At 48.2% G+C, this 14,335-nt stretch carries 14 protein-coding genes and 1 tRNA gene; 4 read left to right on the top strand and 11 right to left on the bottom strand.

Features of this window, described 5'->3' with window-relative positions; genetic code table 11:
• Positions 1–13: 13 nt before the first annotated feature.
• The 7 genes from FD971_RS03825 to FD971_RS03795 all read right to left on the bottom strand — a co-directional run bounded on the left by FD971_RS03825 (position 14) and on the right by FD971_RS03795 (position 7,002).
• Positions 14–2,491, bottom strand: a complete 2,478-nt coding sequence (locus tag FD971_RS03825) for an ABC transporter permease (RefSeq protein WP_251368676.1) — start codon at positions 2,489–2,491, stop codon at positions 14–16.
• Between the two features lie 5 nt (positions 2,492–2,496).
• On the bottom strand, positions 2,497–3,282 hold the full coding sequence (locus FD971_RS03820) for an SDR family oxidoreductase (protein WP_215334771.1): 786 nt from the start codon (positions 3,280–3,282) through the stop codon (positions 2,497–2,499).
• Between the two features lie 41 nt (positions 3,283–3,323).
• Positions 3,324–3,989, bottom strand: coding sequence for a membrane integrity-associated transporter subunit PqiC (locus FD971_RS03815; RefSeq protein ID WP_251368675.1), 666 nt, complete (start codon positions 3,987–3,989; stop codon positions 3,324–3,326).
• Positions 3,986–4,900, bottom strand: a complete 915-nt coding sequence (locus FD971_RS03810; protein ID WP_215334770.1) for an MlaD family protein — start codon at positions 4,898–4,900, stop codon at positions 3,986–3,988. Before FD971_RS03810 ends, FD971_RS03815 begins: the two co-directional genes overlap by 4 nt.
• Positions 4,897–5,664: an ABC transporter ATP-binding protein gene (locus FD971_RS03805; protein WP_215334769.1), complete on the bottom strand. Its 768-nt coding sequence runs from the start codon at positions 5,662–5,664 to the stop codon at positions 4,897–4,899. The genes FD971_RS03810 and FD971_RS03805 overlap by 4 nt, the downstream gene beginning before the upstream one ends.
• Positions 5,664–6,836, bottom strand: coding sequence for an ABC transporter permease (locus tag FD971_RS03800; RefSeq protein ID WP_215334768.1), 1,173 nt, complete (start codon positions 6,834–6,836; stop codon positions 5,664–5,666). Before FD971_RS03800 ends, FD971_RS03805 begins: the two co-directional genes overlap by 1 nt.
• A gap of 89 nt (positions 6,837–6,925) precedes the next feature.
• A tRNA-Arg gene (locus FD971_RS03795) sits at positions 6,926–7,002 on the bottom strand.
• An 18-nt stretch (positions 7,003–7,020) separates the two neighbouring features.
• Here FD971_RS03795 and greB point away from each other — a divergent pair.
• Entirely contained in the window at positions 7,021–7,521 is a 501-nt protein-coding gene (gene greB / locus FD971_RS03790) for a transcription elongation factor GreB (protein ID WP_215334767.1), read from the top strand.
• 16 nt (positions 7,522–7,537) lie between these two features.
• Here greB and FD971_RS03785 read toward each other — a convergent pair whose 3' ends face one another.
• Genes FD971_RS03785 through FD971_RS03770 form a run of 4 tightly spaced genes read right to left on the bottom strand, consistent with a single transcriptional unit; the run spans position 7,538 to position 11,761 of the window.
• Positions 7,538–9,838, bottom strand: coding sequence for a bifunctional (p)ppGpp synthetase/guanosine-3',5'-bis(diphosphate) 3'-pyrophosphohydrolase (locus FD971_RS03785; protein WP_215335164.1), 2,301 nt, complete (start codon positions 9,836–9,838; stop codon positions 7,538–7,540).
• A 60-nt stretch (positions 9,839–9,898) separates the two neighbouring features.
• Positions 9,899–10,102 carry a DNA-directed RNA polymerase subunit omega gene (gene rpoZ / locus FD971_RS03780; protein ID WP_011902918.1) on the bottom strand — a complete coding sequence of 68 codons (204 nt, stop codon included), beginning with the start codon at positions 10,100–10,102 and terminating at the stop codon, positions 9,899–9,901.
• Positions 10,103–10,147: 45 nt separating this feature from the next.
• Positions 10,148–10,798, bottom strand: coding sequence for a guanylate kinase (gene gmk / locus FD971_RS03775; protein ID WP_215334766.1), 651 nt, complete (start codon positions 10,796–10,798; stop codon positions 10,148–10,150).
• A gap of 21 nt (positions 10,799–10,819) precedes the next feature.
• Positions 10,820–11,761 (bottom strand): YicC/YloC family endoribonuclease, encoded by a 942-nt coding sequence (locus FD971_RS03770; protein ID WP_215334765.1) that lies wholly within the window; start codon positions 11,759–11,761, stop codon positions 10,820–10,822.
• 32 nt (positions 11,762–11,793) lie between these two features.
• On the opposite strand from FD971_RS03770, the gene rph reads away from it, so the two are divergent.
• Genes rph through hemW form a run of 3 tightly spaced genes read left to right on the top strand, consistent with a single transcriptional unit; the run spans position 11,794 to position 14,334 of the window.
• Positions 11,794–12,525, top strand: a complete 732-nt coding sequence (rph, locus tag FD971_RS03765) for a ribonuclease PH (RefSeq protein WP_215334764.1) — start codon at positions 11,794–11,796, stop codon at positions 12,523–12,525.
• 17 nt (positions 12,526–12,542) lie between these two features.
• Positions 12,543–13,142, top strand: coding sequence for an RdgB/HAM1 family non-canonical purine NTP pyrophosphatase (gene rdgB / locus FD971_RS03760; RefSeq protein ID WP_215335161.1), 600 nt, complete (start codon positions 12,543–12,545; stop codon positions 13,140–13,142).
• Complete coding sequence (hemW, locus tag FD971_RS03755) at positions 13,108–14,334, top strand: radical SAM family heme chaperone HemW (protein ID WP_371743071.1); 1,227 nt, start codon at positions 13,108–13,110, stop codon at positions 14,332–14,334. Before rdgB ends, hemW begins: the two co-directional genes overlap by 35 nt.
• Position 14,335 lies beyond the last annotated feature (1 nt).

Raw genomic sequence — 14,335 nt, 5'->3', positions numbered from 1 at the left:
GAATGCATGAGACCTAAATCTCACGCAAACATTCCATGGCAGTAGCCGTCTGAATTCTTCTCTGGAAGCGAAAGCCTGCCAAGAGACAAGCAAGTAAACCAAGGCCAATACCCATCATCAAAGACTGGGCGAATGCATGGAACTCAATCTCTAATACAAAGCGGCCCAGAGCCCATGCAGCTGCACCGGCAGCCAAGCCAGCCAATGCTCCTGCCAGTATTCCAATAATTGCGAGTTCAGCCAGTGCAATTTTTCTAAGCAGATGGCGTGATGCGCCGACTGCTTTTAGCAAGGCTGCACTTCTGAAGCGCTCGTCTTGGGTTGCTGCAATTGCAGCCACTAGAACCAGAATCGCTGCTGCGATTGTGAACGCAAACAATAGACCAAGCACTGAGGACAGTCGGTCCAATACATCTTGTATTTGCCGTAAAGAGGTCGCCACATCCACGATTGTGAGATTGGGGTAACTCTGTGCAAGTCGGTAGTCCAGCCCTTCAATTGCAGGGCTTTGATAATAAGAGGTAATCCACGATTGAGGCATTCCAGCAAGCATGGCTGGTGGCATGACAACGAAGAAGTTCACCTTCATCGAACTCCAATCCAATTTACGCAGAGATGTGATGGGTGCAGTGACTTTCTCTCCAGCGAGCTCAAAAGTCATTTGATCCCCCAGCTTTAACTTCAAAGTCTTTGCAATACCCACTTCCAGTGAAACTTGCGGAGTATTACCTTCTATCCATTTGCCTGCAGTAATGCGATTGCCATCAGGTAATTGCTCGGTATAAGAGAGATTGAATTCTCTATCAACCAGGCGACGGGCATTCTCATCAACATAGTCGTTAGGGCCAACAGCCTTTCCATTAACCTCAGTCAAGCGCGCACGGACCATCGGACTGTAGCTAGGCGTACTTACGCCTGCATCAATTAGAGACTGGGCAATACTCTGTTTTTGATCTTCCTGAATATTGATCATGAAACGATTTGGCGCATCTACTGGAATATTCCCCTGCCATGTCGCCAAGAGATCCTGTCGCAACAAAAGAATGAGCAATAACGCCATCAAGGCAATGCCCAATGCAGTAATCTGCATGACTGCAAATCCAGATCGACGGGCTTGTGCGGTGAGCGCAAAACGCAGAGCGAAGCTCTTACTCCCCCATTTAGAAAACAAGAGGTTCAGAATACGCAGAACGCACCAAGACAGCAGAGCGAAAAGTGTCACTGCCAAGCCAAAGCTTGCAGCAACCCAAGAGGCCAACTTCAAATCCTGAGCTGCGATAGCAATTAAGGTCAGGCAAGTAATCAACCCTAAAAGTGCAACCCAAAGTACTTTGATATTTAGTGCGCCCAACTCTTTTCGAATGAGTCGAACCGGTGAAATCATAACCAAGCTGAATAAAGGTGGGCCAGCAAAACCAATTAATAAACTGGAGGAGAACAAAACACTCCAAGCCAAAGGCCACAGAGATAGCGCTGGGAGACTAGTAAAAACCAAGTTACCCAAAATCCGAATCAATATCTCCTGGACCCCGTAAGCAATAGCAGCGCCCATGACGGCGGCGGATAGGCACAGGGCACCCAATACTTTGATTTGGTTTACTAAGATGGTCTTTTGACTTGCGCCAAGGCATTTCATGACTGCGCAAACATCGGCCTGCTTTAATACATAACGTCGCGCAGATAAGGCGATAGCCACCGCGGCTACCATTGCAGTCAGCAAGGCAACCAAAGACAAAAATCGCTCTGCCCGCTCTAAAGTTTTACGCATTACAGGCTGGGCGTTTTCCAGAGTTTCAATACGCAAACCCCTGAGACCTTCAGATTCAATCCATTGCTCTGCCCACTTTTCATAGTCGGCAATAGCTTGGTCACTGCCCGCCAAGAGCAGACGATAGGTTACGCGACTTCCCAAACCAATGAGACCTGTCGACGGCAAATCATCCAGGGACATCATGACGCGAGGCGCGAAATTCATAAAACCGGCGCCTCGATCAAGCTCCTGCTGCAAGATGCCACCAATCAGGAAGGTCTTATCTCCTAAGAGCATCTGATCGCCGACTTTAGACTGCAAGGCATTGAGCATGGCAGGATCTACCCAAACTGAACCAGACGGCGGAGTTAAGTTTGCCTGGGAAGGCAAAACCTCTAAGGAACCACGCAAGGGGTAGGCACTACTGACAGCTTTTAGGGAGGCTAATTTACTTTGCGTCCCTACCGTAGCCATACTTGGAAAGACAATGGTTTGAGCTGAATTGAGTTGTCGCGCCTTGACCTCTTGAATAAAGCGCTCAGGCAAAGGCTGATCGGAAACCAATAGGAGATCTGCCGCGAGAAGCTGACGGGCATCAAACTGAAAAGCCCGCTGCATCCGATCAGCCAAAAAACTCACACTAGATAAGGCTGCCACTGAGAGCGTCAGGGCAACCAGTAGAGCAAGTAGCTCGCTAGAGCGAATGTCTCGCCGAATACTTTGCAGAAAGCTGGCTAGCACTGCGATTAAATTGCCTGAATCTGGCCACCATCAACACGGATCACGGACCCAGTGATAAAGGATGCGCTTTGACTGGCTAAGAATGCAGCAGTATCACCATACTCTTGAGGATCGCCGTAACGGCCCATCGGAATCTGTTTCAGGCTAGCCTGTACAACCGAGTCATAACTGACATTCTCTCGTTGAGCACGTGCCTCATCAAGTTGACGCAAGCGATCAGTTGCCACACGGCCCGGCATGATCACATTCACAGTGATGCCTTCAGCAGCCACTTCTGCCGCCAAAGTTTTAGACCAGGCCAACAGTGCAGCGCGCAATGTATTGGAGATAGCCAAATTTTTGATCGGAGCAATTGCACCCGATGTGGTGCTCGTAATAATGCGACCCCATTTACGCTGACGCATTCCTGGTAGAACTCGATCAGTAATACTGATGAGTGAAAGGACCATGTCATTAAAACTCTTTTGCCACAGTGCAGGATCTTGGCCGGCGGCCAATGTTGGAGGAGGTCCGCCGGTGTTGTTAACCAAAATGTCAATTGGGCCAAGCTCTTTTTCTACTTTGCTAACGAGGCCATCAATCACCGATGGATCCGATAGATCCCAACTGAGAGCCAAAGCTATTCCACCAGCCGCCTCTATCAACTCAACTGACTTCTTCAACCCCTCGGGATTGCGACCAGTCACGGCCACCTTAACACCCTCACGCGCCAAGGAAACCGCCATCGCCTGCCCCAATCCACGACTAGACGCCATCACCAATGCTACTTTGCCTTTGAGTCCTAAATCCATGTCTTCTCCACTCTTTTATATTTTTTGCAATTCTAAAGTGACTATTGCCCTAAAGGCGGCGGTAGATTTCCGGCATATCCATAAACCACCACCTCATACTCCTTCAAAATTTGCGCCAAAGCCTCTTGCTGACCCAAGGCCAAAGCTTGAGGTGTATTGTCTTTGAGAGCAATTCGTTTTGTGTAACGATTTTTACCAATCACAGGATTACGCTTTTGAGGATCGGTTGCAGTCAAGAAAAACTCTACTGTGACAACCGCCTCTGGACGAACACGATAATCACCATAAAACTCTTCAACAGAAACTTGCAGATTGTAATAAGGGAAGAAGCTATTACCCTGCCCCACTGTCATCGAAAATATTTGCGCCTTATTGAGCCACTGGCGAGTTGCATTACCAACCATCTCATTTGGTAGCGTAGAATAAATATTGTAAAAATCTTTTTCGTAGCGCTGATCGCCTAAGCGATAAACCAAAGACTTGCCATCGAATGGAGGGGTTGTTGTTACTGAACCCATCTTGAGCCACAAATCACTACGCGGTTTATAAGGTGCCCCTGTTCGCTCTGGTGCAACCATCCAACTAGTAGTCTCCAAAGCCGGTCTTTTAGGCAAGGAGCAAGCGCTCAAGGCAGTCATGATGAATACACAAGCAGCGAACTGGGTCAGGCGTGAATTTTTCATCATCTGAATTTTCTTAGGCGTCATTTTTGAACTCCATTCATTGGAGGTGTAATGCGTGCGGGTGGCTCACCCCAAATCAGGGTGGACGGAGATTGGCTTGCGATGCGAGTGAACTCATTTAACTGCTCACTGGCTTGACGCAGATTCTCCAGGGTTGCAGTGGTATCACCCTGCACGCTAGTCACGGTTTGACGCAAAGAAACCATAGTGGCAACCAATTCCCGCATCAGAATATTGAGCTGATCTTTATCGGTCACCTTAGCAATACGGTCTAAGAGAACATTTAGGTCTTTAACTGTAGTAATCAGACCAGCATTATCTTTGCCATCACCAGCCATCAAATGATTCAAATTACCTAATAGCGCATCAAACTTCTTCTGAGTTCCATCTACATCTAGGCCATTTAAGGCGCCAATCAACTTCTGAATACCGGAAATAATCTCATCTGCCTGATTTGGCATCGATGGCACTACTGGATATTCAGGCTCCCATGAATATTTGAGGGTGTAACTCTGATCAGACTTAGGATAAAAATCCAACTCCACATAATTCACACCAGTAATACCCATGGATCTGATACGTGCACGTAAGTTATCTTTGACGAATGATTCTAGGTGATTCTTCTCTAAACCATCGCCAAAAATTTGCATTCTCACAACGACATACTCTTGCTTCTGAATCATCGGGATATCTTTTTCATACAAGTCCCCCGATAGGCCAATAGATGTCACCTGCCCAATTTTTACACCTCGAAAACGTACTGCCGCACCAGCATCTAGACCAGTCACCGATTGCTTAACATAGGTTTCCACCATGAACGATTTTTTAAAGAGCTGTCCGGAACCAAAAATTAATATGATGGTGAGTAATGCACCGATTGCCGCTAAGACAAAAATACCGAGGCGGAAATAGTTGGGGTTGGAGTTGTTACTCATGCTGCGTCCTTGCTCATGATGCGATTAAAGAATTGATGTACTCGTGGGTCCTTACTGGTGTCTCTTAATGTCTTTGGATCACCCTCAGCAATAATGCCTTTGGCATCCTTATCCAACATAATCACCTTGTCGGCGATGGAATATATACTTGCTAGCTCATGGGAGACGATCACAAAGGTAAATCCCAAATTTTTTGAGAGATCCAGAATCGTACTGTCGAGATCGGCTGAGGTAATCGGATCAAGACCAGCAGAAGGCTCATCTAAAAATAAGATCTTTGGATCCAGGGCCATAGCGCGCGCAATTGCGGCGCGTTTTTGCATGCCACCACTAATCTCGCTGGGCATATACGTTTCATAGGGAAGCAAACCAACTAAATCGAGCTTACAGCGCGCCAATAGATTCATCTGGTCTCTAGTGAGTTGGGTGTACTCCTCCATAAAAAGAGTTACGTTATCCAGAAGATTCATAGAACCAAACAAAGCACCCTGCTGATACATCACCCCAAAACTCGTCATAATTTTTTGACGCTCTGTACCTTGGGCGCTTGTAATGTTTTGACCTTCAATCAATACATCGCCTGCAAGGGGCTCATACAGGCCGAACAAATTCTTGAGGAGGCTAGACTTACCGCAACCGGATCCACCCAAAATGACAAAGATTTCGCCGTTCGCCACAGAAAAGTTTAAATTCTGAAGCAGCACTTTAGAGCCATAGCCTACAGTGAGATTTTGAACGTCAATCGCCTTATCTAATGCGTCCATCAGAAGCCTGTCCTGTAAGAGATATAAGCAAAGATGCCGTCCACCAAGACGATCATGACAATACTGCTCACCACTGCACGGGTTGCAGAAATTCCAACTGCAGCTGCACCGGTTCCCGTTTGCATTCCACGCAAGCAACCCATGGCTGAGACAACTACGCCAAATAGAGTCGCCTTCACAAGGCCTGACAACACATCCTCAACATCAACGGCAGCCAACATACCGTTATAAAAATTAATGAAGGGAATACCATAAATTTGCATTGTCAGCATGGAAGAAAAAATGCTGACGATATCGGCGAACAGGGTCAATATAGGCGCCACTAATATGCCTGCCAATACTCTTGGCACTACCAAAAATCGAATCGGGCTTAAACCGCCAGTAACTAATGCATCTACTTCGCTGTTGACAGTCATCGTCCCGATCTCTGCAGCAAATGCAGCAGACGATCGACCAGCAAGCAAGATTGCCGTAATCAGCGGCCCCATCTCGCGCACAATGCCCAATGCAGCTAGTGGCCCTACAAAAGAAACGGCACCGAATTGCTGCATGCCGATAGCGGCCTGAAAAGACAAAATCACACCAATTAAAAATGCAACTAGGCCAACAATAGGTAATGCAGAGATCCCCGCTTCTACAGCCGCATTGACAAAGTCACCCCAACGAACTTGTTTTATGTGACGTATTGACCAGGCTAAATCTGCTGACAAATGGCCGACAAAGCTCACTAGTCCGCGAGCATCCTCAATCAGGTCTTGAGCGGCCATTCCGACGCTCACCACAAAGCTAGACTTTGGCTTTGGAGTCGGAACCGGGAAGAGATTGGTGATTGGATCAAATTCGTGCAGGAGCGGCTGATACTTTGGATCTAGACCCTGAATAGCAAACTGCCCGCCTGCTTTTTGCTGCGCCTCCTGCACATCAATTAAGAATGCAAAGGCAGATCCATCTAAAGAGCTAACTTTTGAAGCATCGAAAACAAGCGAATGACTCTGGGCATTACCTTGCCCCAGCCAAAGCCTTTGTTTTTCCTGAATATCAGTCCAGACACCAGCTAATGAATAGACGTTGACTGCCCCACTCAGGCTAACTTGAGCATGACTTGCGTCGGCCTGCGACCAAACCGCTACTGGAGCCATTGAAAGCGAGGAATTAGGGTCTGAAATACTCATAGACAAACTATAAGGGATCTAGATGAAACTACTATGAACTACCAAAAAAAAGAAAAGGGCCCAGTTTTTCAACTAGGCCCTATAAGAGTTGGTGCGGCTGGCAGGAATTGAACCCACGACCCCTTGGTTCGTAGCCAAGTACTCTATCCAGCTGAGCTACAGCCGCAACAGCCATAATTATGCCATGGAAGAGAAGAACTACATCACACCAGCTGGTCATGAACGCATCAAAAGCGAGCTTTTACAGCTCCTAAACCTTGATCGGCCGGAGGTTGTCAAGGTTGTTCACTGGGCTGCGTCCAACGGAGACCGCTCTGAAAATGGGGACTACATCTACGGAAAAAAGCGACTTCGAGAGATAGACCGCCGGATTCGCTTCCTAAATCAGCGCCTTGAATTTGCCGTAGTCGTTGACAACCAAGCCCGAAAAACCGGGGACGCAGATGCTGAGCAGGTCTTTTTTGGGGCTACTGTGACCTATGCAAGTCTAGAAGGCGCTGATGAAGGCAAGGAGACAACCATCACGATTGTGGGAGTCGATGAAGTTGATTTGGACCTAGGTCATGTCAGCTGGGTCTCGCCGATTGCCAAAGCGCTCATCAAGGCTCGCTTGGGTGATTGCGTCAAAATTCAGACCCCAACCGGACCTACCGAGATTGAAATTCTAGACGTTCAGTACCAATAATTGAACTTGAGTGTAATTAGCTGACTCGAACTCGGGTCACACGCATCACATCGTGATTGGTTCGCAGACTACGCATCACCTTGGAGAGATGCAAACGATCTGATACTTGAATGGTGAACCGAATGGTGACGGCATCTTCTTTATAGCGGTCATCCATGGATACATTAAGGATGTTGGAATCTGCAGCAGTCACACTACTCGCCACTCTAGCCAGTACGCCCTTACCTTGACGCGTATCAATTGCAAGATCCACCTCAAATTCTCGGTTAACCTCTTTGCCCCACTCGACCTCCACCCACTTATCACTGTCTTTGGAGAGCATACGGAGCGCTACCGGGCAGTCATTGGTGTGAACCTGCAAACCCTCACCCTTACCAAGGTAACCAATGATGTTGTCACCGGGGATCGGATGACAGCAGGTTTGAAAGCTAATTGAGTTTCCTTCGCGCCCATCCACCAAAATAGCTTGGCGCTGATGATGATGTGAAGCAATCTCTTGCTGAGGCGAAACCCAGTCCGCTGCCCCCAAACGCATTTGCTCTGAACCACCTTCATCATCAATCAAAATCTTTAAACGAATTGCTAGCTCTTGAGCGGATCTGCGTCCCAAGGCAATATTGACACAGGCCTCTTCACGAGTTTTATCGCCAGTCCAATGCAATAACTTTTCCCAGATTTCTGGGGAGAGTAACCCAGCATCTACTCCCTGCTGACGCAAAGCATTTGCCAAAAGTCGCTCACCCAATTGCAGAGACTCGGCATAGTGCTTGGTCTTCAGTGAATGACGAATGGAAGCACGCGCTTTACCCGTTCTCACAAATGCCAACCAACCTGGATTTGGTTGCGAGTTCGCCGATGTCACTACCTCAACAATATCGCTATTCTTGAGCTCACTGCGCAAGGGCAACTGCATGCCATTGATCTTGACGGCTACACAGGTATTACCCACATCGCTATGAATGGAGTAGGCAAAGTCTAGTGCGGTAGCCCCACGCGGCAAAGCTCTAATCTGTCCTTTGGGCGTAAAGACATACACCGCATCTGGAAACAAATCAATTTTGACGTGCTCCAAGAACTCTTGCGAATCGCCGCTACTATCTTGAATATCAATTAAGGACTGCAGCCACTGATGAGCGCGGTTTTGCACCTCACTCATATCAGGACCACCATCTTTATATGCCCAGTGCGCAGCAACACCCGCTTCTGCAACGGCATGCATATCACCAGTTCGTATCTGAAACTCGACCGGCACACCGGAAGGTCCTAATAGTGTTGTGTGCAAAGACTGATAGCCGTTCAGCTTGGGAATCGCAATGTAATCCTTGAACTTGCCCGGCATAGGTTTATAGAGCGCGTGCAATATTCCGAGCGCACGATAGCACTCATCAATTGAATGAACGGTGACCCGGAAGGCATAAACATCAAGCACCTGAGAAAAACTCAAATGCTTGCTACGCATTTTGTTATAGATACTAAAGAGTGTTTTTTCTCGGCCCTGCAGATCTACCTCGAGATTGGCCTTTGCAAATGCCATGCGTGCATTCTGCAAAATCTTCTCGACCATTTCTTTGCGATTGCCACGCGCCCGCTTGACTGCACCCTCAATCACTCTGAAGCGCATTGGCATGGAGTAACGGAAGCTCAAATCTTGCAAGTCGCGGTAAATAATATTGAGGCCGAGACGGTGTGCAATCGGCGCGTAGATCTCAATCGTTTCTGCAGCCACTCTGCGACGCTTCTCCATTGGGACAGCATCAAGGGTACGCATATTGTGAGTACGGTCAGCTAGCTTTACCAGAATGACGCGCACATCTCGCGCCATCGCCATAAACATCTTACGGAAGCTTTCAGCCTGCGCTTCAGCATGACTTTGGAACTCCAACTTATCGAGCTTGGTTAATCCCTCGACGAGCTCAGCTACTTTGCTACCAAACTTACCAACGAGGTCTGCTTGGGTGCAGCCAGTATCTTCGATGACATCATGTAATAAGGCGGCCATGATGGATGAAGCATCTAGGCGCCACGTAGCACAGAGTTCAGCAACTGATACGGGGTGAGTAATGTAAGGCTCGCCACTATGGCGATACTGACCCAAATGGGCGGCATCTGCGAAGTGAAAGGCCTGCTTAATAAGATTAACTTCTTCAGGCTTGAGATAGCCCAATTTGGAGATAAGTCCATCAATCGAAACAACTTGATGCTTTAGAGGTAATGTTGGCGCAGAGGTAGGGCCAAATAAGTGTCGGCTTGACTGGGCCAACAAAGTAGCGATGATGGAAGACTTATCGCTACTAGCGGTCTCTTTAGGCGAGACCAAGCCTTTGTGTTCCGATGTGTTTGAGTCGCCTAAGGGGAGCTCCACAACGGAACCCCTGAATTACAAAGGTACTTTGGTCAACATGTCACGGTCAGTTACACCAGCAGCAACTTCACGCAACGCAACTACAGTTGCTTTATCTCTGGACTCAACACGTGGGGAGTGACCTTGAACCAATTGACGTGCGCGATAAGTCGCAGCCAATACCAGCTCAAAACGATTTGGGATAGTTTTTAGACAATCTTCTACAGTAATACGGGCCATGCTGAACTCACTTAACTTTAGCTTCAATACCTATAGGATAACTGATTAGACCCCGAGACGCCTTAAAAGCGCAGGGTTGCGAGCCATAATCGGCCCTGAGCGCAGGCGGCTGGCAGCAACGACATGGCGCAAATCAACTAAAGCCTGCTCAAAAACATCATTGATCACAATAAAATCTGCCTCATGGGCATGCTGGAGCTCCAAATGCGCCGCAGCTAACCTTCTCTGAATGGTTGCCTCATCATCCTGACCACGCTTACGCAAGCGCTCTTCCAGCGCCTCAAATGAGGGTGGGAAGATAAAGATCCACTGGACTTCAGGAATGATTTGACGAATCTGCTGAGCACCCTGCCAATCAATCTCTAACATCACATCGCGCCCGGTTTTCATTTGGGTTTCGATCCAGGCTTTGGAGGTGCCGTAAAAATTGCCGTGCACTTCAGCATGCTCCAAAAAATGACCTTGATCGCGCTCAGCTATAAATTCTTCTCTTTGAATAAAGCGGTAATCCTTACCTTCTACTTCACCCGGTCTTGGCGCACGTGTTGTAGTGGAAAGAGAGAGCTTGAGGGCGGCATCTTCCTGTAACAAAGCATTTACCAAGGAAGATTTTCCAGCGCCTGATGGGGCAACAATCATCAACATACTGCCTTGGTAGGCAGGAGATAAGTTAGCTTTAGGTTTAGGACTGGCCATAGTAATTGGTGGAAATGACGGTTACTCTAAATTTTGCACTTGTTCACGCATCTGCTCAATCAAGAGCTTGAGCTCTAAGGCGGCCTGCGTGCACTCTTCAGAAACAGATTTGGAGCTGAGGGTATTGGCTTCACGATTGAGTTCTTGCATCAAGAAATCCAAACGCTTACCTACCGGACCTTTACCCGCAAGCGCAGTATCAACAGCTTGAAGATGGGTCTTAAGTCGGGCAAACTCCTCTGCCACGTCGATACGTACTGCGTAGAGCACAACCTCTTGACGAATACGCTCCATCAACTCTGTACCGGAACCGCTGTTACCTTTTCCTTGCTCTTGGGCAGCCAATGCCTCAGCCAAGCGTTCGGTAAGCTTCTCTTGATATTGAGCAACGTATTCCGGCACCTTAGGCTCAATGGTCTTCACAATCTCACGCATCTTGCCAGTGATATTGGTAAGTACCGTAACCAAGGCTTTACCTTCGGCATGACGACTATCCATTAAGGCAGCTAAAGCGGCACGACCGGCCTCAACCGTAGCGGCAAGCCAGCCTTCCTCTTCGCCCCGTGGCTCAGAAACAATTCCTGGCCAGCGCAAAATATCAGCTATACGCAATGCTTCAGCATTCGGAAAGGCTATCTGAGCATGTTCTTGAAGGGTGTAGAGAGCGTCTAGGCGATCTTTATTCAGTGCTCCCAAGGCATGGGGGTTGGCTTTGGCTGCCCCGGCAGCGCCCGAATTAACGCGCCATGCAGCCCGAAACTCGACCTTGCCTCGCGAAAGGCTTTGAGTAGCCATCTCGCGCAAGGCAGGTTCAGCCCCACGACACTCGTCCGGAAGACGAAAGCCCAAATCCAGAAAGCGGCTATTAACAGCCCGACATTCCACTTGCAGATCAGCTACAACGCCAGCTCCTAGGGAGACTTGGCGAGAAGCGCTGCCATAACCAGTCATGCTCGATATCATAGGGACATTGTAGATCTTTAGGACCCCACTCCATGACTCAGCCCCACATTACTCGCCCTAGTGGCCGTACCCCCACCGAATTACGCCCTGTAAGCATTAGCCGTGCGTTTACCAAGCATGCAGAAGGCTCAGTTCTCATTGCCTTTGGTGACACCAAGGTACTCTGCACCGCCAGCGTTCTAGAAAAGGTACCTCCGCATAAAAAAGGTTCTGGCGAAGGTTGGGTTACTGCGGAGTACGGCATGCTCCCTCGATCTACCCACACTCGTAGTGATCGTGAAGCTGCCCGAGGCAAGCAGTCTGGTCGCACACAAGAGATTCAGCGCTTAATCGGTCGTGCCATGCGCAGCGTCTTTGACTTGAAAGTATTGGGCGAAAGAACTATTCATTTGGATTGCGATGTCTTGCAAGCTGATGGTGGAACGAGAACTGCATCTATTACCGGCGCTTATGTTGCGGCACGTGACGCAATTAATACCCTCCTGAAGAGTGGTGCACTCAAGACTGATCCGATCATTGATAGTGTTGCAGCGATTTCTGTTGGCATCTACCAAGGCGTTCCTGTACTCGACTTAGATTACCCAGAAGATTCTTCATGCGATACCGATATGAATGTCGTGATGACAGGCAAAGGCGGCATGATTGAGGTACAAGGCACCGCTGAAGGTGCAGCCTTCTCCCGCACCGAATTAAATGCGCTGCTGGATTTGGCAGAGCAAGGAATTCAGGACCTCACCCAACTACAAATAGAAGCATTTAAATAAAAGATCAAAGGTAGATGGTGCAAAAGCTCGTTCTCGCCTCTAACAATGCCGGAAAGGTTCGGGAGTTTCAGGAGCTCTTAGCGCCCTTTCATTTTCAGGTTATCCCCCAAGGCGAGCTTGGTATTCCGTCAGCAGAAGAGCCGTACCCTACTTTTGTTGAGAATGCGCTTGCAAAAGCACGGCATGCCAGCGCTGCTAGCGGCTTACCTGCACTTGCTGATGACTCTGGAATTTGTGCTCATGCATTAGATGGTGCGCCAGGCGTCCACTCAGCTCGTTATGCAGGTATCGATGGGGATAGCTCAGCCAATAATCACAAATTGATTGCAGCGCTCCAAGGTAAGGCTGATCGTGGCGCACATTATGTCTGCGCCCTGGTCATGGTTGATAGCGCCAATGATCCAGAACCACTGATTGTTCAAACCCGTTGGTACGGTCAAATCATCGATGAGGCTAAAGGCGATCATGGATTTGGTTATGACCCTCACTTCTTTCTACCTGAGCTTGGTAGCACCGCCGCTGAACTAGATTCATCCGAGAAAAATCTCATCAGCCATCGTGGCCAAGCATTGCGTGAACTCATTGCAGAACTTCAAAGCCGTGCTCAATCTGCTTAACCCCGCTTTGGCGACACAGCCAAAATTGTCTGCCCTACCGCCACTGTCTTTGTATATTCATTTTCCGTGGTGTGAAAAGAAGTGTCCTTACTGTGACTTCAACTCACATCAAATTAAAGATGTCGGCAGTGATCAGAGTAAAGCTCAGGGATTTGATGAAGCCCGCTATATCAAAGCACTCATTGCGGATTTAGAAACAGAGCTACCTTGCATCTGGGGTCGCCAAGTTCATAGCATTTTTATTGGTGGCGGTACCCCTAGCTTGATGTCCGCTAATGGCATGAATGAACTCCTCTCAGCTATTCGAGCGCGTGTGAACTTAGAACCTGATTGTGAAATCACCATGGAAGCCAATCCTGGCTCAGTCGAGACTGAGAAGTTTGCTGGCTTTGCAAAAGCGGGGATCAATCGCGTCTCTTTAGGTATTCAGAGTTTTCAGGATGAGCAGCTTAAAGCTTTGGGGCGCATTCATAACGGTGAAGAAGCCAAGCGCGCGATAGCGATTGCTTTACAGCACTTTAAGTCCGTCAACCTCGATTTAATGTTTGGATTACCAAATCAAACTCTTGCCGCCGCTAAAGCGGATATTGAAACTGCCCTCTCGTTTAACACTCCGCATCTGTCCTTCTATAACTTAACGCTAGAACCGAATACCTACTTTGCAAACTTCCCACCGAAGCTTCCAAATGAAGATGAAATTGATGCAATCTTTGAGCAGAACTTAGCCCTTCTGGAGGCGGTCGGCTATCGACGCTATGAAGTATCTGCCTATGCCAAAAAGGCTCAGGAGTGCAAACATAATCTAAATTACTGGCGCTTTGGTGATTACATTGGAATTGGCGCGGGAGCCCATGGGAAGATTTCTTTCCCAGATAGAATTACGCGCCAAGTACGAGAGCGCCACCCAGAAACCTATATGCAGGCCATGGAAACCAAGGGCAATGCCTTAATTGAAGCTAGAGAAATCCCTGCTAAAGATCTTCCATTTGAATTCATGCTCAATACATTACGTCTGACTGATGGTGTCGATACCATTACCTTTAGCGAGCGCACGGGATTGCCGCTTAGCGTGGTGTCAAAAGGATTGGATGAAGCCAGCAAAAAAGGTTTGCTAGATCCAAACCCAAATCAACTTAAGGCGACAGTACAAGGCTTACGCTACCTCAATAATTTACAAGAGATGTTTTTGTAAG

The organism is Polynucleobacter sp. AP-Ainpum-60-G11 (assembly GCF_018688375.1).
Taxonomy (GTDB): domain Bacteria; phylum Pseudomonadota; class Gammaproteobacteria; order Burkholderiales; family Burkholderiaceae; genus Polynucleobacter.
The sequence above is the reverse complement of the archived record's forward strand: the minus strand, read 5'-3'. Positions and strand labels throughout refer to the sequence as shown.